The sequence below is a fragment of the Mycolicibacter arupensis genome (genome assembly GCF_002086515.1).
GTDB lineage: Bacteria > Actinomycetota > Actinomycetes > Mycobacteriales > Mycobacteriaceae > Mycobacterium > Mycobacterium arupense.
In genome coordinates, this window is record NZ_MVHH01000026.1 from 1 (window position 1) to 18,469 (window position 18,469).

The 18,469-nt window shown below is 68.2% G+C and carries 17 protein-coding genes; 13 read left to right on the forward strand and 4 right to left on the reverse strand.

The annotated features are described in order from the left end of the window. A partial coding sequence (locus BST15_RS12965; protein ID WP_109560234.1) for a transglycosylase domain-containing protein occupies nucleotides 1-2,295 on the reverse strand: 2,295 nt, incomplete at its 3' end. Next, nucleotides 2,288-2,713 carry a DUF5318 family protein gene (locus tag BST15_RS12970; RefSeq protein ID WP_046191003.1) on the reverse strand — a complete coding sequence of 142 codons (426 nt, stop codon included), beginning with the start codon at nucleotides 2,711-2,713 and terminating at the stop codon, nucleotides 2,288-2,290. The genes BST15_RS12965 and BST15_RS12970, both read right to left, overlap by 8 nt. Before the next feature lie 112 nt (nucleotides 2,714-2,825). Here BST15_RS12970 and BST15_RS12975 point away from each other — a divergent pair, with 112 nt between their 5' ends. The 9 genes from BST15_RS12975 to BST15_RS13015 all read left to right on the forward strand — a co-directional run bounded on the left by BST15_RS12975 (nucleotide 2,826) and on the right by BST15_RS13015 (nucleotide 11,074). Continuing rightward, nucleotides 2,826-3,677 (forward strand): DUF1707 SHOCT-like domain-containing protein, encoded by an 852-nt coding sequence (locus BST15_RS12975; RefSeq protein ID WP_083070985.1) that lies wholly within the window; start codon nucleotides 2,826-2,828, stop codon nucleotides 3,675-3,677. A gap of 141 nt (nucleotides 3,678-3,818) precedes the next feature. Continuing rightward, nucleotides 3,819-4,361, forward strand: coding sequence for a PadR family transcriptional regulator (locus BST15_RS12980; RefSeq protein ID WP_046191011.1), 543 nt, complete (start codon nucleotides 3,819-3,821; stop codon nucleotides 4,359-4,361). Between the two features lie 74 nt (nucleotides 4,362-4,435). Then, nucleotides 4,436-5,527, forward strand: coding sequence for an inositol-3-phosphate synthase (locus BST15_RS12985; protein ID WP_046191005.1), 1,092 nt, complete (start codon nucleotides 4,436-4,438; stop codon nucleotides 5,525-5,527). A 69-nt stretch (nucleotides 5,528-5,596) separates the two neighbouring features. Continuing rightward, entirely contained in the window at nucleotides 5,597-6,481 is an 885-nt protein-coding gene (locus tag BST15_RS12990) for an alpha/beta fold hydrolase (RefSeq protein ID WP_046191006.1), read from the forward strand. A 54-nt stretch (nucleotides 6,482-6,535) separates the two neighbouring features. Next, nucleotides 6,536-7,333 (forward strand): LLM class F420-dependent oxidoreductase, encoded by a 798-nt coding sequence (locus tag BST15_RS12995; RefSeq protein ID WP_046191007.1) that lies wholly within the window; start codon nucleotides 6,536-6,538, stop codon nucleotides 7,331-7,333. Then, nucleotides 7,315-9,096, forward strand: a complete 1,782-nt coding sequence (locus BST15_RS13000) for an ABC transporter substrate-binding protein/permease (RefSeq protein ID WP_046191012.1) — start codon at nucleotides 7,315-7,317, stop codon at nucleotides 9,094-9,096. Before BST15_RS12995 ends, BST15_RS13000 begins: the two co-directional genes overlap by 19 nt. Then, entirely contained in the window at nucleotides 9,093-9,839 is a 747-nt protein-coding gene (locus tag BST15_RS13005; protein ID WP_046191008.1) for an amino acid ABC transporter ATP-binding protein, read from the forward strand. Before BST15_RS13000 ends, BST15_RS13005 begins: the two co-directional genes overlap by 4 nt. 57 nt (nucleotides 9,840-9,896) lie before the next feature. Next, nucleotides 9,897-10,409 (forward strand): MarR family winged helix-turn-helix transcriptional regulator, encoded by a 513-nt coding sequence (locus BST15_RS13010; protein ID WP_046191009.1) that lies wholly within the window; start codon nucleotides 9,897-9,899, stop codon nucleotides 10,407-10,409. After that, nucleotides 10,409-11,074 carry an SDR family oxidoreductase gene (locus tag BST15_RS13015; protein WP_046191010.1) on the forward strand — a complete coding sequence of 222 codons (666 nt, stop codon included), beginning with the start codon at nucleotides 10,409-10,411 and terminating at the stop codon, nucleotides 11,072-11,074. Before BST15_RS13010 ends, BST15_RS13015 begins: the two co-directional genes overlap by 1 nt. A 20-nt stretch (nucleotides 11,075-11,094) precedes the next feature. Here the strand turns inward: BST15_RS13015 and leuS are convergent, their stop codons facing one another. After that, on the reverse strand, nucleotides 11,095-13,977 hold the full coding sequence (leuS, locus tag BST15_RS13020) for a leucine--tRNA ligase (protein WP_188108858.1): 2,883 nt from the start codon (nucleotides 13,975-13,977) through the stop codon (nucleotides 11,095-11,097). A gap of 184 nt (nucleotides 13,978-14,161) precedes the next feature. Here leuS and BST15_RS13025 point away from each other — a divergent pair, with 184 nt between their 5' ends. Then, nucleotides 14,162-15,043 (forward strand): LpqN/LpqT family lipoprotein, encoded by an 882-nt coding sequence (locus tag BST15_RS13025; RefSeq protein ID WP_083070986.1) that lies wholly within the window; start codon nucleotides 14,162-14,164, stop codon nucleotides 15,041-15,043. 23 nt (nucleotides 15,044-15,066) lie between these two features. Continuing rightward, nucleotides 15,067-15,519, forward strand: coding sequence for a hypothetical protein (locus tag BST15_RS13030; protein ID WP_046191159.1), 453 nt, complete (start codon nucleotides 15,067-15,069; stop codon nucleotides 15,517-15,519). Between the two features lie 15 nt (nucleotides 15,520-15,534). On the opposite strand, the gene BST15_RS13035 is transcribed toward BST15_RS13030, so the two are convergent. Beyond that, nucleotides 15,535-16,149 carry a YqgE/AlgH family protein gene (locus BST15_RS13035; RefSeq protein WP_046191158.1) on the reverse strand — a complete coding sequence of 205 codons (615 nt, stop codon included), beginning with the start codon at nucleotides 16,147-16,149 and terminating at the stop codon, nucleotides 15,535-15,537. Nucleotides 16,150-16,274: 125 nt separating this feature from the next. Between BST15_RS13035 and BST15_RS13040 the strand changes: the two genes are divergently transcribed. Both BST15_RS13040 and BST15_RS13045 read left to right on the forward strand, forming a co-directional pair. Beyond that, nucleotides 16,275-17,582, forward strand: coding sequence for an MFS transporter (locus BST15_RS13040; RefSeq protein ID WP_046191157.1), 1,308 nt, complete (start codon nucleotides 16,275-16,277; stop codon nucleotides 17,580-17,582). Further along, on the forward strand, nucleotides 17,569-18,342 hold the full coding sequence (locus tag BST15_RS13045; RefSeq protein ID WP_046191156.1) for a TIGR03084 family metal-binding protein: 774 nt from the start codon (nucleotides 17,569-17,571) through the stop codon (nucleotides 18,340-18,342). The genes BST15_RS13040 and BST15_RS13045 overlap by 14 nt, the downstream gene beginning before the upstream one ends. Nucleotides 18,343-18,469 lie beyond the last annotated feature (127 nt).

The following is an 18,469-nucleotide window of genomic DNA, read 5'->3' on the forward strand; positions in this document are numbered from 1 at the left end:
CTCATCCATCGGCGGGGGCGGCGGCGGGGCGGCCGGAACACCCGCGTAGCCACCGATTTCGGTGGGGGTCGGGAAGGATTCGTTGGGAGTGCCCTGCAGCGCACCGTCCATGGTGGCTTTCCAGATGTCGGCCGGAATACCCGCGCCGTACACCGCTCCTCCCCACTGATTCACCAGCGGATCCTTGCTGTCGGTGGTGCCCACCCACACCGCGGTCGACAGCGAAGGGGTGTAACCGACCATCCAGGCGTCCTTGTTGGCGCCGGTGTCACCGAGCTGGGTGGTTCCGGTCTTGGCCGCCGCGGGCCGGCCGCCGGCCAGGGTATGCCCGCGCGACCAGCCCGGAATGGGCACCATGGCGGCGGTGACGTTGTCGGCGACCGCTTTCGGGATGCGCTGTTCGCCGGTGTCCTCGGAGGTCTTGGCGTCGAACAGCACGCTACCGTTCGAGCTGACCACCTTCTCCACGAAGTGCGGTGGGTGGTAGATACCCGAGTCGGCCAAGGTGGCGTACGCCGAGGCCATGTCGATGACCCTGGTCAGATACTGGCCCAGCACCACGCCGCCTTCCGGCGGACCGCCGTCCTGAGACAGGGTGTGCTCAACACCGGGGAAGCTCGTGGCAACGCCGGCCTGATGTGCCGCGTCGGCGACGTCCTGCGCCCCGTTGTTGAGCTTGAGCATCAGCCGGTAATACGAAGTGTTCAGCGAGCGCTTGAGCGCCTCGGCGATGTTGCAGACACCGCAACCCTCGCCCTCGGCGTTGGTGATCTTGATCTGGCCGTTCTCGAGGGTCAGCGGGGAACTGTCGATCTGGTAACCCAGGCCGATACCCTGCTCCAGCGCGGCCACCAGCGCGAACACCTTGAACGCTGAACCGGTCTGCAGGGCGGCCTGGGCGAAGTCGAAGCCCGTCGCCTCTGATCCCCCGTAGTAGGCGCGCACTGCGCCGTCCCGCGGATCGATCGAGACCACCGCCGCGCGCATCTTCGGCATCTGGTCCTTGAGGTAGGTCTCGACCGCCTCCTCGGCGGCGTCCTGCGCCGCCGGGTCGATGGTGGTGGTGATCTGCAGACCCTGGGTGTTGAGCGTCTGCTCGTCGATGTTGAACAGCTCAAGCAGTTCTCGGGTCACCTGCCGCTGAATCAGCCCGTTGGGCCCGGTGGTGATGTTGCGAGAGCTCGCCAGGTCAGGCGAGACCGTGGCCGGAAAGTCCTGAGCGGCCCGCTCGGTGGCGGTCAGCGCCCCGGTCTCCACCATGCCGTCGAGCACCCAGTTCCAGCGGTCCACGGCGCCTTCGGGATCGACGGCGGGGTCCAACGTGGACGGCCGCTGGATCAGCGCCGCCAACAGCGCGCCTTCGGCGATGTCGAGGTCCTCGACCGGTTTGTCGAAGTAGGCCCGCGACGCCGCGGCGATCCCATAGGCGCCGCGGCCGAAGTAGATGATGTTCAAGTACGCCTGCAGCACATCGTCTTTGGGCCACGCGCTGGACATCTTGGTGGCGATCACCAGTTCTTTGGCCTTGCGGACCAATCCGCCCATGCCGGCCCGCTCGGAACCCACCAGGGCGTTCTTGACGTACTGCTGGGTGATGGTCGAGCCGCCCTGGGTGTCGCCGCCGAAGATGTTGTTCTTGATGGCGCGGGCGAAGCCGGACACCGAGAATCCCGGGTTGGAGTAGAAGTCGCGGTCCTCGGCGGCCAGCACCGCGTTGCGCACATAGACCGGCACCTGGTTGATGTCGATGTCGACGCGGTTGCCTTCCGGCGGAATGATCTTGGCGAGTTCGGAGCCGTCGCTGGCCAGGATGGTCGACACCTGGTTGGTGCGGATGTCCCCCGGCGAGGGCACCTCGGTGATCGAGTACGCCATCGCAAAGGTGATGACAGGCAACAGCAGCAACACCGCCGCGCCGATGTAGCACCCGCGGCGGATCCAGCGCCAGTTCGGCGGGTGGTCCCGCAGCCAGTTCAGCGGGTTCGGTGCGGCCGGGCGGTCCGGGGGGCGCGGCTGCTCGGACCGCCGCGGCGCAGCCGCGGTGACGGGTTTCTCCGGCGGGGGCTCGCGCCGCGGGATGCGGCCGCTCAGCGTCTCCTCGCGTTGCCGTGGCGTGCCGTCGAGCGCGGCACGGACGGCGTCGATCGGGTCGCGCAGATCGGCGGTGACGGCATCGTCGACCGCCGGAATGATCGTGGTGAGCCGGTCGTCCGGTCCGGCCGGGGGGCGCCGCCCACCGGCGTCGGAGGACCGGGCCGAGCCGGTGTCGGGCTCGTCGGCGTGGTGTTTACTCACTGGCGGTACGGGCTCCGCTGCGTGCCGTCCGTCGCCCGCGGGATCCCTTGGGCGGGCTCGCGATGCCCAGCACGTATGACTTCACCAGGTGGTTCCAGCTGCAGGTCCGGCATACCTCGACGACGTACACCGAGAACTCCGAGAATCGGGTGGCAAGGAGCACCAGTTCCTCGGCGGAACGCGCCGAACCCGAGACCGCGCCCAGCTGTTCGCCGTACACCCACGACACCAGGGTCAGCTGCTCCTTGCGGCAGATGGGGCAGACCACTGCACTCTGCTTGCCGTGGAACTTCGCGGCCCGCAGCAGATACGGATTGGCGTCGCACACTTCGGAGACCCCGGTGCGCCCGGAGTAGACCTCGGCCAGCAGGGAACGGCGCCGGAGCGCGTAGTCCACCACCTGTCGCTGCAATCGCACGCTGACCAGAGTACGTCGGGTCCCCACCGGCAGTCGCGATCAACGCCCTTAACCGACGTCAACCGGCGGATTCGGGGACACCGTCGCGCACCGTTCTTTTACTATCGTCGCCGTGGCGACACGGCAGACCGCAGGCACCCGAGCCAAAGACAGCGACCGCGACGACGTGTGCCGGATCCTCGACAGTGCGCTGGGTGAGGGGCAGCTGTCGGGCGCCGAGCACCAGGAACGCGTCAGTTCAGCCACTCGTGCTGTCACCCTGGGTGATCTTCATGCGCTGGTCAGCGACCTGCAGACCGAGACAGCTCCGGTCAAGCTGCCCGCCCTGGGCGGTCCCACGACCTTTGGCGTGCGCAGCGTCGTCCTCAAAGCATTGGGTGTCCTGGGTGCGACGTTGCTGGTGGGACTGTTGCTGGGCTGGGTGATGTATGGGAACACCAGCTCGCCCCTGAGCTTCACCTCCGACCCCGGGGCCAAGCCGGACGGCGTCGCGCCGGTGGTGCTGACGCCGCCCCGGCAGCTGCACTCGCTGGGCGGGCTGACCGGGCTGCTGGAGCAGGCCCGCCAGAAGTTCGGCGACACCAAGGGTTACCGCCTGGTGGTCTACCCCGACTACGCGTCCCTGGAACGCGCCGATCCGGCCGAGGAACGCCGCAAGCTGGACTACTCCTACCGGGGAGGCTGGGACGACCCGTCCACGTCATCTCGGAGCAGCGACGACGTTCTGGTCGATCTGGGCGCGTTCGACGTCAAGACCGCGGTCGGCATCCTGCGCGGCGGCCCCGAAACGCTCGGGATCAAGCCGTCTGAGGTGAAGAACACCTACCTGATCGTGGATCCGGCCCGGGATCCGACGACACCGGGGGCGCTGTCGCTGTCGGTGTACGTCTCCAGCGACTACGGCAGCGGGTACATCGCCTTCGCCGGAGACGGCACGATCAAACGCATCAATTACCCCTCCTGATCCGCGCGCCTCAAACGCCCCGTTGCGGGCGCCTGAATGTTAGGCGAACGACAGCCACTTGGGTTCTGTTATATCGGCGCGATACTATGTCGCGAACCGTCGACCGGTCGTAGCTGAAAACACATCAGGGAGGTGATTCGAGTGCTTGAACTTGCCATTTTGGGCCTGCTGCTCGAGTCGCCGATGCACGGCTACGAGCTCCGGAAGCGGTTGACCGGTCTGCTGGGTGCCTTCCGGGCGTTCTCCTACGGCTCGCTGTACCCCGCGCTGCGGCGCATGCAGTTGGCCGGCGTGATCGCCGAAGACGCCGCTCCAACGGGGACCCCGGTGCGCCGGGCTCGGCGGGTTTACCAGCTGACCGACGCCGGCCGTGAGCGCTTCAACGAGCTGGTGTCCGACACCGGCCCGCAGAACTACACCGACGATGGCTTCGGGGTGCACCTGGCGTTCTTCAACCGCACCCCTGCCGAAGCCCGGATGCGCATCCTTGAGGGACGCCGCCGGCAGGTGGAGGAACGCCGGGAAGGCCTGCGCAACGCGGTGGCACGGGCCAGCAACTCGCTGGACCGCTACACCCGTCAACTGCACCAGCTCGGGCTGGAGTCCAGCGAGCGGGAAGTCAAGTGGCTCAACGAGCTGATTGCGGCCGAACGCGTGTCGCAGGGTCGGGCCGAACAACCCTGATCCTGCCGGACGCGGGCATCGGGACAACACAACACAGCACGTAGCAGTGAAAGCAAAAAAGGAGAGCGTCGAAAATGACTGAGCAAACGACGGATGTGCGGGTCGCCATTGTCGGCGTCGGCAACTGCGCGTCCTCGCTGGTCCAGGGCGTCCAGTACTACCAGAACGCCGATGACACCTCGACGGTCCCCGGCCTGATGCATGTGCGGTTCGGTCCGTATCACGTCCGCGACGTGAAGTTCGTCGCCGCGTTCGACGTGGACGCCAAGAAGGTGGGCTTCGACCTCTCCGAGGCGATCTTCGCCTCGGAGAACAACACCATCAAGATCGCTGACGTGCCGCCGACGGACGTCATCGTGCAGCGCGGCCCGACCCTCGACGGCATCGGCAAGTACTACGCGGAGACCATCGAGGTGTCCGACGCCGAAGCCGTGGACGTGGTGGCGGCGCTGCGTGAGGCCAAGGTCGACGTGCTGGTCTCCTACCTGCCGGTGGGTTCGGAAGAGGCCGACAAGTTCTACGCCCAGTGCGCCATCGACGCCAATGTCGCGTTCGTCAACGCCCTGCCCGTGTTCATCGCCTCCGACCCGGTCTGGGCCAAGAAGTTCGCCGACGCCGGCGTGCCGATCGTCGGCGACGACATCAAGAGCCAGGTCGGCGCCACGATCACCCACCGGGTGATGGCCAAGCTGTTCGAGGACCGCGGCGTCACACTGGACCGCACCTACCAGCTCAACGTCGGCGGCAACATGGACTTCAAGAACATGCTCGAGCGTGAGCGCCTGGAGTCCAAGAAGGTGTCCAAGACTCAGGCCGTCACCTCCAACCTCACCGGCTCGCTGGCCGGCAAGGTCGAGGACAAGAACGTCCACATCGGACCAAGCGACCACGTGGCCTGGCTCGACGACCGCAAGTGGGCCTACGTGCGCCTCGAGGGTCGTGCCTTCGGCGACGCACCGCTGAACCTCGAGTACAAGCTCGAGGTGTGGGACTCGCCCAACTCCGCCGGCATCATCATCGACGCGGTGCGCGCCGCCAAGATCGCCAAGGACCGCGGCATCGGCGGACCGATCCTGCCCGCGTCGGCCTACCTGATGAAGAGCCCGCCCAAGCAGCTGGCCGACGACGTCGCACGCGCGCAGCTCGAAGAGTTCATCGTCGGTTAGCCGTTGACTCTGCGCTGAGGCCACGAACAACTCGTACTTTTACGCCAAGGACGCAGAGTGAGCGGGAATATGACCGACGACGAACTGGCCGGCCTCTCGGAGTTCGACCTGCTGGTCGGCAACGCCGAGCAGGCCGGTCTCACCGGCCCGCTGCCCGAGGTCGAGCGCATCGAGACCGCCGAGATCAGTGCGTTGCGCTGGGGGACGGCCGCGCCGCGGGTGGTGTTCCTGCACGGCGGCGCACAGAACGCCCACACCTGGGACACCGTCGTCCTCGGGCTCGGCGAACCCGCACTGGCGGTGGACCTGCCCGGCCACGGCCGTTCCGCCTGGCGCGACGACGGCGACTACTCACCGCAGCGCAATGCCGCCGCGGTGGCTCCGGTCCTGCGCGAGCTGGCGCCGGACGCCACCTTGGTGGTCGGCATGTCACTGGGTGGACTCACCGCGATCCGGCTGGCGGCCACGGCACCCGAGCTGGTGCGCCGGTTGGCCCTGGTGGACGTGACGCCTTCGGCGCTGCAGCGGCACGCCCAGATGAGCACCGCCGACCGCGGCACGGTGGCACTGGTGCAGGGCGACCGGACCTTCCCGGATTTCGCGGCGCTGCTGGAGGTCACCGTGGCCGCGGCGCCACACCGGGATCCGGAGTCCTTGCGGCGCGGGCTTTTCCACAACACCCGGCGATTGCCCGACGGCAGCTGGACGTGGCGCTACGACGCCATCCGCTCGGTCGGCGATTTCACCGACCTGTGGACCGATGTCGCGTCGATCACCGCACCGACCACACTGATCCGCGGTGGCGACTCGGCGTTCGTCTCCGCCGACGACGTCGCCGAGTACGCCCAACGCTCGCCGGGACTGACCACCCACGTCGTGGATGGCGCGGGGCACTCGGTGCAAAGTGATCGGCCGCGGGTACTGGTCGAGCTGCTTCGCATGGCACTGGCCTGACATCCGGCGGTTCGCCAGGGCCGAACCCGAGGTTTCCGGGGATACAGTGGCCAGATGGCCCGGCCCCTCCGCATCGCGGTACAGCTGCAACCCCAGCACGCGCCGCACTACAGCGCGATTCGCGACGCGGTCCGTCGGTGCGAGGACATCGGCGTCGACATCGCCTTCAACTGGGATCACTTCTTCCCGCTCTACGGCGACCGCGACGGAGAACACTTCGAGTGCTGGACCATGCTGGCCGCCTGGGCAGAGCAGACCTCGCGCATCGAGATCGGTGCCCTGGTCTCGTGCAACTCCTACCGCAACCCCGAACTGCTCGCCGACATGGCCCGCACCGTCGACCACATCGGCGGTGGACGCTTGATCCTGGGGATCGGCTCGGGCTGGAAACACCGGGATTACCGCGAATACGGCTACGAGTTCGGTACCGCGGGCAGCCGACTCGATGACTTGGCGAGCGCATTGCCGCGGATCACACGCCGCCTGGCCCAGCTCAACCCGCCGCCAACCCGGCCTATCCCGACGCTGATCGGGGGTGCCGGCGAACGTAAGACCCTGCGCCTGGTCGCCGAGCACGCCGATATCTGGCACAGCTTCGCCGACGCCGACAGCTATCCCCACAAGGCCGCGGTGCTCGCCGAGCACTGCGCCGCCCTCGGACGTGATCCCGCAACCATTGAGCACTCCGCTGCGCTCGGCGGTGACCAGACCCGTGGCAGCATCGCCGAGCTGCTGGCCGAGGCCGACGCCTTGAGCGCCCTGGGGGTGAGCCTGTTGACCATCGGCAGCAGTGGACCCGACTATGACCTGACCGCGGCCGAAGCGCTGTGCCGATGGCGCGATCAGCACTGAGACTGGCGGCGTTTCTCGCCACCTGCCTGATCATGGGCAGCCTCGCGGCTGTGCCCCCGGCCGGCGCCGCACCCGACCAATGCGCCCCCCTCGGCGAGGAGGCCGCCGTCGCGTTGCCGCCCAAACTGGCCAACGCCAAGCGTCCGCGGGAGGACAAGTACACCACCGCCGCAGTTGAGCCGCTGAGCTCCGTGGACATCACCAAACTCGGGCTGGGGACCCCCGGTGTCCTCACGGTCGGCACCATCACCGAGAGCCCGCCGACCAACTGCATCAACGCCAAGGGCCGCTACACCGGCTTCGACAACGAGCTGCTGCGGGCCATCGCCAAGAAGCTGGGCCTGCGGATCCAATTCGTGGGCACCGACTTCTTCGGGTTGCTGGCCCAGGTGGAGTCCGGGCGGTTCGATGTCGGTTCGGCGTCGATCAATGCCACCGAAGAGCGCCGTCGCACAGTCGGTTTCACCAATGGCTACAACTTCGGCTACATGGCCTTGGTGGTCCCCAGCGGCTCGGCGATCAGCGGATATGACGCCCTGACCGCCGGCCAGCGCATCGCCGTGGTGCAGGGCACCGTCGAAGACGCCTATGTCGTCGACACCCTGGAGATCGAACCGGTACGGTTCCCCGACTCGATCACGCTGTACGCCAGCCTGAAGAGCCGTCAGGTCGATGCTTGGGTGGCCCCTTCGATGACCGCCCTGAACCTGCTGCGGCCGGGCGATCCGGCGCAGATCGTCGGCAGCACATTCAGCCCGGCCGGTTTCGAGGCGTACGCGGTCGCCAAGGGGAACCAGGCTCTGACGTCGGCGCTGAACTCCGGTCTGGACGCCGTCATCGCCGACGGCACCTGGCCTCAGCTTTACACCGACTGGGTGCCGCGGCCACTGCCGCCGGACTGGAAACCGGGTTCCAAGTCAGCTGCCACCCCGCACCTGCCGGACTTCGCCGCGATAGCCGCGCGGCACCACCGGGCTGAGGCCGAGCCCTACACGCCCAAATCGACTCTGGCGCAACTGCGCGACTCCTTCTTCGACTGGGAGCTCTACCGTCAAGCGCTGCCCGACCTCATCAAGACCGGCCTGCCCAATACTCTGCTGCTGACGGTGAGCGGCGGTGTCATCGGCCTGCTGGCCGGACTGGGCCTGGCCGTCGCGGGGATCTCCCGCACGCGGTGGCTGCGCTGGCCGGCCCGGATCTACACCGACATCTTCCGGGGCCTGCCCGAGGTGCTGATCATTTTGCTGATCGGCCTGGCGGTCGGTCCGCTGGTGGGCGGGCTGACGCACAACAATCCCTATCCGCTGGGGATCGCCGCCCTGGGGCTGACCGCTGCCGCCTATATCGGCGAGATTCTGCGCTCGGGAATCCAGAGCGTGGAGGCCGGCCAGTTGGAGGCTTCCCGGGCTTTGGGCTTCGGGTATCCGGAGGCCATGCGCCTGGTGGTGATCCCCCAGGGCATCCGGCGGGTGTTGCCGGCGCTGGTCAACCAATTCATTGCCCTGCTCAAAGCCTCGGCATTGTTGTACTTCCTCGGCCTGGTGGCCGGTCAGCGCGAGCTGTTCCAGGTGGGCCGTGACTTCAACGCCCAGACCGGCAGCCTGTCGCCGCTGGTGGCAGCCGGCCTGCTCTACCTGGCGCTGACCATCCCGTTGACCCATCTGGTGAACGTGGTCGATCATCGATTGCGCCGCGGCAGGCCCCCCGAGGCCGATGACTCCGTGGAGTTGAGCCCGGCGATCTCCAGTCAGGAGATGACGTGACGGCGGCCGGTTCCCGTGAGCCGGTGTCGTTGGCGGCCAAGGGTATTGAACTGTCCTTCGGCAAGCATCAGGTATTGCGTGGCGTGGACCTCGACGTGCCGGCAGGTGCCACCGCAGCGGTGATCGGCCCGTCTGGTTCGGGTAAGTCGACGATGCTGCGCACCCTGAACCGGCTGCACGAGCCCGATGCCGGCGACGTCGTGCTGGGCGGCCGGTCGGTGTTGGCCGACGATCCCGATGAACTGCGTCAGCGGATCGGCATGGTGTTTCAACACTTCAACCTGTTCCCGCACCGCACCGTGCTGGACAACATCACGCTGGCGCCGCGGAAGCTCCGCGGCATGTCCGGCGACGAGGCCCGCGAACTCGCACTGGGCCTGCTGGACCGTGTCGGCCTGAGGAACAAGGCGGGCTCTCGACCGTCGGCGCTCTCCGGCGGCCAGCAACAACGTGTGGCGATAGCCCGAGCGCTGGCCATGCAGCCACAGGTGATGCTGTTCGACGAAGCCACCTCGGCGCTGGACCCAGAATTGGTCAAGGGGATCTTGGCGCTCATCGCCGAGCTCGGCGCCGACGGCATGACGATGGTGGTGGTCACCCACGAGATGAGTTTCGCCAGGTCGGCGTCGGACACGGTGGTGTTCATGGATCGGGGCAAGGTGGTCGAGTCCGGGCCGCCAGATCAGATCTTCGACAACGCCGCGACCCCACGGCTGCAGAAGTTCCTGTCCCAGGTGTTGTGACACTGACCTCACAGACTTATCCCCCCTCGTCGGGGCCGCCCGTTAGACTGGCGAACTATGACGGAGAGCACTGCCGATACGCCGCAGGTGACGGCTATCGCCGAAGGCTTGCACCGTTCGCTGTCCAAACTCTTCTCGATTCTGCGGCGCGGTGACATCAGCGGAGGTAGCCCGACCGGCGAGTTGACGCTGGCCCAGCTGTCGATCTTGATCACGCTCCTGGACCGGGGCCCTATCCGGATGACCGAGCTGGCCGCCCACGAACGGGTCCGCACCCCCACCACCACGGTGGCGATCCGCCGGCTCGAGAAGATCGGCTTGGTCAAGCGCAGCCGGGACCCCTCTGACCTGCGAGCGGTGCTGGTCGACATCACACCAGAAGGTCTGGCAAGCCACCGTGAGTCCCTGGCAAACCGTCACGCCGCCCTGGCGGCGATGCTGAACAGACTCAGCCCCGAGGACCTCGACACCCTCACCCGGGCGCTGGAGCCCCTGGAACGGCTGGCCACCTGCGACGTGGCCGAAGCTGCCGCCGACGACAAGGCGAGCTGCCCCCTGGACTGCAACTGATGCCGACCGCGCTGATCACCGGCGCCGGCGGCGGCATCGGTTCGGCGATCGCGACGGCGCTGGCCCCCACCCACACGCTGCTGCTGGCCGGGCGGCCGTCGGCACGGTTGGACGCGGTGGCCGAGCAGCTCGGCGCCACCACCTGGCCACTGGATCTCGCCGACGCCGACGAGATCGAGTCGGCCACCGAGATCGTCGATGAGCTCGACGTGCTGGTGCACAACGCCGGGGTGATGTTGCCCGGTGCGGCCGGCGAATCCTACGTGGAGGAATGGCGGGCCACCTTCGAGGTGAACGTCTTCGGCGCGGTAGCCCTGACCCTGGCCCTGCTGCCGGCGTTGCGGCAAGCCCGAGGACACGTGGTCTTCATCAACTCAGGTGCGGGGCAACGGGTCTCGCCCGGCATGGCGTCGTATTCGGCCAGCAAGTTCGCACTTCGGGCATTCGCGGACTCGCTGCGCAGCGATGAGCCGTCCCTGCGGGTCACCACCGTCTATCCCGGCCGGGTCGACACCGAGATGCAGCATGACCTGGTCGCCTACGAAGGCGGCGAGTATGACCCGGGCCGGTTCCTGCGCCCCGAGACCGTCGCCGAAGTGGTGGCAGCTGCCCTCCGCACCCCGGCCGAGGCGCAGCTGCAGGAAGTGGTGGTCCGGCCACGCTGACGCGTGCACCGGTCCCCCACTCACACCACCAGGTTCACCAGCCGGCCGGGCACCACGATCGCCTTCTTGACCGGCGCACCCGCCAGGAAAGCCTGCACCTTCTCGTCGGCCAGCGCGGCGGCCTTGATCGCCTCGGCGTCCGCGTCGGTGGCCACCGTGACCAGACCCCGCTTCTTACCGTTGACCTGGACCGGATAGTCCACGGTCTCGGTCACGAGATAGGCCGGGTCGGCCACCGGGAAGGGACCGTGCGCCAGGGAGGAGTCATGGCCCAGACGCCGCCACAATTCCTCCGCGAGGTGCGGGGCCAGCGGTGCGAGCAGCAACGCCAGCGGCTCGACGGCCGAACGCGGGACGCCCTCGGGGTGCTCCTTGGTCAGGTGGTTGGTGTACTCGATCAGCTTGGCCGCCGCGGTGTTATTGCGCAGCGCCGCATAATCTTCCGACACACCCACGATGGTCCGGTGCAGGAGCCGCAGCGTCTCGGTGTCCGGCTCGCCGTCAAGCACCCGGGTCTGGCCGGACTCCTCGTCGACGAACAGTCGCCACACCCGCTGCAGAAAGCGATGTGCGCCCACAACGTCCTTGGTGGCCCACGGCCGCGACATGTCCAGCGGACCCATCGACATCTCGTACACCCGCAGGGTGTCGGCGCCATAGCTGTCGCAGATCTCGTCGGGAGACACCGAATTCTTCAGGCTCTTACCCATTTTGCCGTACTCGGCGAAGACTTCCGTGTCACCTTCGGTGCCCGGCAGGTAGAACTTCCCGTCGCGTTCCACCACGTCGGCAGCCGGCACGTAAGAGCCCCGCGAATCGGTGTAGGCGGAGGCCTGGATGTAGCCCTGATTCACCAGGCGGCGGTAGGGCTCGCGTGAGCTGACATGCCCGAGGTCGAACAACACCTTGTGCCAGAAGCGGCAGTACAGCAGGTGCAGCACCGCATGCTCGGCCCCGCCGACGTACAGGTCCACACCACCGGGGTCGTCGGGACCGTGCTCGGCCGGCCGCGGCCCCATCCAGTAGGCCTCGTTCTCGGGGGCGCAGAACTGATCAGCGTTGTGCGGGTCGGCGTAACGCAGCTCGTACCAAGAACTTCCGGCCCACTGCGGCATGACATTGGTGTCACGCGTGTAGGTCTGAAGTCCATCGCCGAGGTCCAGTTCGACATGCACCCAGTCGGTCGCCTTAGCCAGCGGCGGCGAGGGCTCGCTGGATGCGTCGTCCGGGTCGAACAGCACCGGTGAGTAGTCGGCGACGTCGGGCAGCTCGACCGGCAAGGAGGCGGAGTCCAGCGGGTGTGCGCGCCCGTCCGCGTCGAAGACGATGGGGAACGGCTCTCCCCAGTACCGCTGCCGGGCGAAAAGCCAGTCCCGCAACTTATATTCGATGCGCGCCCAGCCGCGGCCTTGCGCCTCCAGCTGCTCGGTCATCGCTTTCTTGGCGTCGGCGACGGTCATGCCGTCCAGCGGACCGGAGTTGACCAGCGTGCCGTCGCCCGCGTAGGCAGCTTCCGAGATATCGCCGCCGGCAATGACTTCCAGCACCGGAAGGCCGAACTCGGCCGCGAACTCCCAGTCACGCTGGTCGTGGCCGGGCACCGCCATGATGGCACCGGTGCCGTAGCCGGCCAGCACATAGTCGGCGATGAAGATCGGAACCTGTCGCCCGTTGGCCGGGTTCGTCGCGTAAGCGCCCAGGAACACACCGGTTTTGGTCTTGTTCTCCTGGCGTTCCAAATCGGACTTCGCCGCGATGGCTTTTCGGTAGTCGGCCACGGCCGCCGCGGGCGTGGTCGCGCCGTAGGTCCAGCGCTGGTCGGTGCCGTCCGGCCATTCGGACACCGTCAGCCGGTCCACCAGCTCATGTTCGGGCGCCAGCACCAGATAGCTGGCACCGAAGAGCGTATCCGGCCTTGTGGTGAACACCTCGATGTCCAGCGCGGTGCCGTCGGTCGCGACCGCACCGAACAGTGCCGCCGCACCGGTGGAACGCCCGATCCAGTTGCGCTGCATGGTTTTGACCTTCTCCGGCCAGTCCAGCGCGTCGAGGTCGTCGAGCAGCCGGTCGGAGTATGCCGTGATCCGCATCATCCACTGCCGCAACCGCTTCCGGAACACCGGGAAGTTACCGCGGTCACTTCTGCCCTCGGAGGTCACCTCTTCGTTGGCCAGCACGGTGCCCAGCCCCGGACACCAGTTGACCATCGAATCCGACCGGTAGACCAGCCGGTGACTGTCGATGACGTCGGCGCGCTCACCCGCGGACAGCTGCGCCCAGTCCCGTCCGTCATCGAGGGTGCGGGCACCGGAGTCGAATTCGGCGATCAGCTCCGAGATCGGGCGGGCCTTTTTCGCGCTCGGGTCGAACCAGGCGTTGTAGATCTGCAGAAAGATCCACTGCGTCCACTTGTAGAAGTCGACGTCGGTGGTGGAGAAGCTGCGCCGGCTGTCATGCCCGAGCCCCAGCCGTCGCAGTTGGCGGCGGAAGTTCTCGATGTTGGCCTCGGTGCGGGTGCGCGGGTGGGTCCCGGTCTGGACCGCGTACTGCTCGGCGGGCAGGCCGAACGCGTCAAAGCCCAGCGCGTGCAGCACGTTATGCCCCGTCATCCGGAAATACCGGGCATAGACGTCGGTGGCGATGTAGCCGAGCGGGTGACCGACGTGCAGGCCGTCACCGGACGGGTAGGGGAACATGTCCTGAACGAACATCTTGTCGGCGGGGATCGCGGAGCCGTCCGCCGGCGCGAGCGAACCGACCGGGTTGGCGACGTTGAAGGTCCCCTGCTGCTCCCAGTGGTCCTGCCAGGTCCCTTCGATACGCCCGGCCAGCGCAGCGGTGTAGCGGTGCCGGGGTGCCTGGTCGGTGGGGTCGCTGTGCTCCTGCGGCGGGGCTTCTTTCACCTCAACAGGGTAAAGGGCGGCGATCGGCGGGTCGTTCGCCACAGCTTGGTATCAGTTGGGTTGCGACCCGATGAGGGCTTCGTACCAGGTCGGTTGCATCCCTGGTGACCCCGACTCCCCCTGGCTACCGTCGATTCACGGCCCGGGCATCGCTGCTCGGCCCAGCCCGGAAGGACCCCTGGAGATGACGAACACCGCGCGCCGCTGGCGACTCATGTTTGGCTGCGCCGCTGTCATGGCGGCGGGCCTGACCCTCACCCCCGCCGTCGCAGCCGATCCGCTGGTCCCGGTGCAGCCGAACCCCTACGGGCCACCGGCTCAACTGGCTTCGGTCCCGGTGGCCGGGCCGGCCGCCGCGGGACCGGTCGCGGCCCCGGCTCCGCCGAGCGGCCTGGTTCCGGCCACCTCCGGCACGCTGCGTGACTTCTTCGCAGCCAAGAAGGTGCAGCTGGAGCCTCAGCAGCCCGCGGGTTTCACCGCGGTCAACATCACCCTGCCGATGCCGGCCGGCTGGACCCACGTTCCCGACCCGAATGTGCCTGACGCGTTCGCCGTGATCGCCGACCGCCGCAGCGGCTCGCTGTACACGCCCAACGCGCAGGTGGTGGTCTATCGCCTTGACGGGCAGTTCGATCCGCACGAGGCGATCACCCACGGCTTCGTCGACAGTCAGACCCTGATGGCCTGGCAGACCACCAACGCCTCGTTGGAGGACTTCAACGGATTCGCCTCCTCGATCATTGAGGGGACCTACCGCGACGCCGACATGACGCTGAACACATCGCGGCGCCATGTGATCGTTCCGGCAGATGACACGGCCTATCTCGTGTCGTTGACCGTGACCACCGGCGCCGGGCGTGCGATCGGGGCGGCGCCGGCAACCGACGGGATCGTCAACGGCTTCCGGGTCGACCGGCCGGGGACCAACCCGCCGCCCCCTGCCCCACCCGCTCCGGTGCAATCGGGCACGGTGCGCCACCAGGTGGGAACCGTGCCACTGCCCCAGGCCCCCCGCCTGCCGGTGGAGTCGGGCACGGTGCGCCACCAGGTGGGCACTACCGGCTAGCCACCGGCTCGTATTCTGTCCCCATGCTGATCATGGGTGTGGTGTGCCTGGCCGCCGCGGTGGTATCGCTGGTGTTCGGTGTGCGGACCCTGACGCGGCCCCTCACCGGTGACCCCGAGCAGCTGGTGCTGCGCGCGGTGGCGCCCGCCCAGGTCGCGGTCGGCGCGATTCTGGGGGTTGGCGGCGTCCTCGTGGTGGCCGGCCCCTCCTCGATGGCACTGCTGGCCCTGATCATCTCGATCACCGGGGCGCTGGCCACCCTGGCCGCCGGTGTCTGGCAGGGCGCCCGCTACGCGGCGCGGCTCTCCGCTGATGCCGCCGCGGCCGCGAGCGCCGGCGGCTGCTGTGGATCGGGTGGGTGCTGCGGTGACGTCGCACCGGTCGAGGAGGCCGGCTGCGGATCGGCCTGCGGCTGCGGGGAGAGTGCGCCGCCGGAGCCGGCCACCGGCTGCGGCAGCGGCTGCGGCTGCTCCTAAAGCCCCCGGCGCCGCTTAGTTGCGGCTGATGTCGATCGGGTGGGTCGCCAGCAACGAGGTGGGCCACGGCTGCCGTCGCAGGGCTCGGCCCCACAGGTCCACGCGCGGCGGAACCATCACGTCGGACGGCAGGGCCGACAGCACGATCCAGTCATCGCGCTCGATCTCCGCCTCAAGCTGGCCGATGGTCCAACCGGCATAGCCGGCGAAGATCCGGACCCCCTCCACGTGTGGCGCGATGGCGTCGGGGTCCGCGTCCAGGTCGACCATCACCAGGCGCCCGTCGATGTGACGCAGCCCGGGCACACCCTGGTGTTCGGCGCCGACCCGCAGCAGGCCGACGCACAGGGCGGCGTCGCGCTTCACCGGCCCTCCGATGAACATCGTCTTCGGCTTGGCTGCCAGCTCAGACCACTGCGGCAGCACGTTGTAGACGGCCGTCTCGCTGGGACGGTTGAGAACCACACCGAGCGTCCCGCCGTCGTTGTGCTCGACCACATAGATCACCGTGCGCCGGAAGGTGGGTTCGAGCAGGTCGGTGTTGGCGAGCAGCAGCGTGCCGGCCCGTACCCGATGTGCAGCGGGCGCGACGAACTGTTCTGCGTCCTCGGGTTCTTCGGGCTGAGCCATTTTTCCATCATGGCACCCGCCGCCGTGGTTCGTGTTGAGCTGTGCCGAACATCGGCCGGCGCCGGCGATTTGTACGCTGGTCTGGGGTCCCTGCCCTGCCGCCGCCCGAGTCTGGAAGAGGTTCTGTGGTGGATGACCGCGCACCCACGTCACTGTGGCGGACGGCGCGCGGGCTGCCGGAGTTTCGCCGGCTGCTGGAATTGCGGGCCGCCAGCCAATTCGGGGACGGGCTGTTTCAGGCCGGGCTGGCCGGAGCCCTGCTGTTCAACCCCGACCGCGCCGCCTCACCGTGGGCGATCGCGGGCGCCTTCGCCGTGCTGTTCCTGCCGTATTCGGTGCTGGGCCCGTTCGCCGGCGCCCTCCTGGACCGCTGGGACCGGCGCGGGGTTCTGGTGGTGGCCAACCTTGCCCGGTTGATATTGGTTCTTGGGATTGCGGCGCTGTTGGCGTGCGGTACCAGCGACCTGCCCGTGCTGTGTGCGGCGCTGGTCGCCAACGGATTCACCCGGTTCATCGCCTCGGGCCTGTCCGCGGCGCTGCCGCACGTGGTGCCGCGCGACAAGGTCGTGACGATGAACGCCCTGGCCATCGCCACCGGTGCGGTGGCGGCCTTCCTGGGCGCCAACTTCATGCTGCTGCCGCGCTGGTTGGTGGGCACCGATGACCGGGGAGCGGCCTCGGTCATTGCGGCGGTGGCCGTCCCCGTCACGATCGCTTTGGTGCTGGCGGTGCGTTTCGGCGCCCATGTGCTCGGCCCCGACGACACCAAACGCGCGATCCACGGCTCGGTGCTCTACGCGGTGACCACCGGCTGGGTGCACGGTATCCGGACGGTCCGCCACCGACCCACCGTGTCGGCCACCCTGTCCGGACTGGCCGCGCACCGGATGGCGTTCGGCGTCAATACCTTGGTGGTGCTGGTGCTGGTTCGCCACGTGGGCGAGCACACGGTGTCCGGACTGGGAACCACCGCACTGTTCGTCGCGTCAGCGGGCGCCGGATCGTTTCTGGCCACCCTGCTGACTCCGCCGGCGGTCCACCGGTGGGGGCGCTACGCCACGGTCAATGGCGCCCTGGCCGCGGCGGCGGTCATCCAGCTGGCCGCCATCGGCCTGTATCTGCCCGTTCTGGTGCTGTGCGGCTTCCTGCTCGGGGTGGCCGGGCAGGTGGTCAAACTGTGTGCCGACACCGCGATGCAGATCGACGTCGATGATGCGTTGCGCGGTCATGTGTTCGCGGTCCAGGACTCACTGTTCTGGGTGTCATTCATCGTCGCCGTGGCAGGTGCCGCGGCGGTGATTCCCGCCGACGGGCAGGCACCGTTGCTGATTGTGGCCGGCACGCTGCTGTATCTGTCGGGTTTGGCCGCGCACGCGTTCATCGGGCGGCGGGCAGAACCGCTGGGCTTAGAGTACGAGCATGGCCGAAACTGAACCGATCGTCGCCGATCTCAGTGCCGAGAGCGACGAGCTCGACGCCCTGGTGGCTCCCCTGGTCGACAGTCAGTGGGGTGCTCCCACACCCGCGGCGGGCTGGTCGATAGCCCACCAGATCGGGCATCTGCTGTGGACAGACCGGCAGTCGCTGACCGCCATCGTCGACGAGGCAGCTTTCGCCGAAAACCTCGCTGAGGCCCTGCGCAATCCTTCCGGCTTCGTTGACGAAGGCGCGGCCGAACTCGCCGAACTCGCGCCCGCCGATCTGCTCGCGGAGTGGCGTTCGACGCGCACGCAGTTGCATGAGGCGCTGCGGGGCGTGCCCGACGGTCGCAAACTGCCGTGGTTCGGCCCCCCGATGAGCGCCGCGTCGATGGCCACCGCCCGGCTGATGGAGACCTGGGCCCACGGCCTGGACGTCGCCGATGCGCTCGGGGTGCGGCGACGCGCCACCGCGCGGTTGCGGTCCATCGCACACCTGGGCGTGCGGACCCGCGATTTCGCCTTCAGCGTGCACAACCTGGCCCCGCCGGCCGAACCGTTTCACGTGGAACTACACGCACCCGAAGGCGGTGTCTGGGCGTGGGGGCCGGTCAACGCCGAGCAACGGGTGACGGGCACCGCCGAGGACTTCTGCTTCCTGGTGACCCAGCGACGTGCGCTGGCTGACCTGGATGTCACGGCGCACGGCGACGATGCGCAGCGCTGGTTGGAGATAGCGCAAGCTTTCGCGGGGCCTCCCGGCCGGGGGCGCTGAGCGCGCCAGCGCGAAGCGAGACCCGGCCGCATCAGTACCGCCGGGGGCGCTGAGCGCGCCAGCGCGAAGCGAGACCCGGCCGCATCAGTACCGCCGGGGGCGCTGAGCGCGCCAGCGCGAAGCGAGA

Excerpts from the sequence above, each read along its gene's own strand:
- BST15_RS12985 (WP_046191005.1), top strand. The coding sequence starts at position 4,436 with ATGACTGAGCAAACGACGGATGTGCGGGTCGCCATTGTCGGCGTCGGC.
- BST15_RS12990 (WP_046191006.1), top strand. The coding sequence starts at position 5,597 with ATGACCGACGACGAACTGGCCGGCCTCTCGGAGTTCGACCTGCTGGTC.
- BST15_RS12995 (WP_046191007.1), top strand. The coding sequence starts at position 6,536 with ATGGCCCGGCCCCTCCGCATCGCGGTACAGCTGCAACCCCAGCACGCG.
- BST15_RS13000 (WP_046191012.1), top strand. The coding sequence starts at position 7,315 with ATGGCGCGATCAGCACTGAGACTGGCGGCGTTTCTCGCCACCTGCCTG.
- BST15_RS13010 (WP_046191009.1), top strand. The coding sequence starts at position 9,897 with ATGACGGAGAGCACTGCCGATACGCCGCAGGTGACGGCTATCGCCGAA.
- BST15_RS13015 (WP_046191010.1), top strand. The coding sequence starts at position 10,409 with ATGCCGACCGCGCTGATCACCGGCGCCGGCGGCGGCATCGGTTCGGCG.
- BST15_RS13025 (WP_083070986.1), top strand. The coding sequence starts at position 14,162 with ATGACGAACACCGCGCGCCGCTGGCGACTCATGTTTGGCTGCGCCGCT.
- BST15_RS13030 (WP_046191159.1), top strand. The coding sequence starts at position 15,067 with ATGCTGATCATGGGTGTGGTGTGCCTGGCCGCCGCGGTGGTATCGCTG.
- BST15_RS13035 (WP_046191158.1), bottom strand. The coding sequence starts at position 16,149 with ATGGCTCAGCCCGAAGAACCCGAGGACGCAGAACAGTTCGTCGCGCCC.
- BST15_RS13045 (WP_046191156.1), top strand. The coding sequence starts at position 17,569 with ATGGCCGAAACTGAACCGATCGTCGCCGATCTCAGTGCCGAGAGCGAC.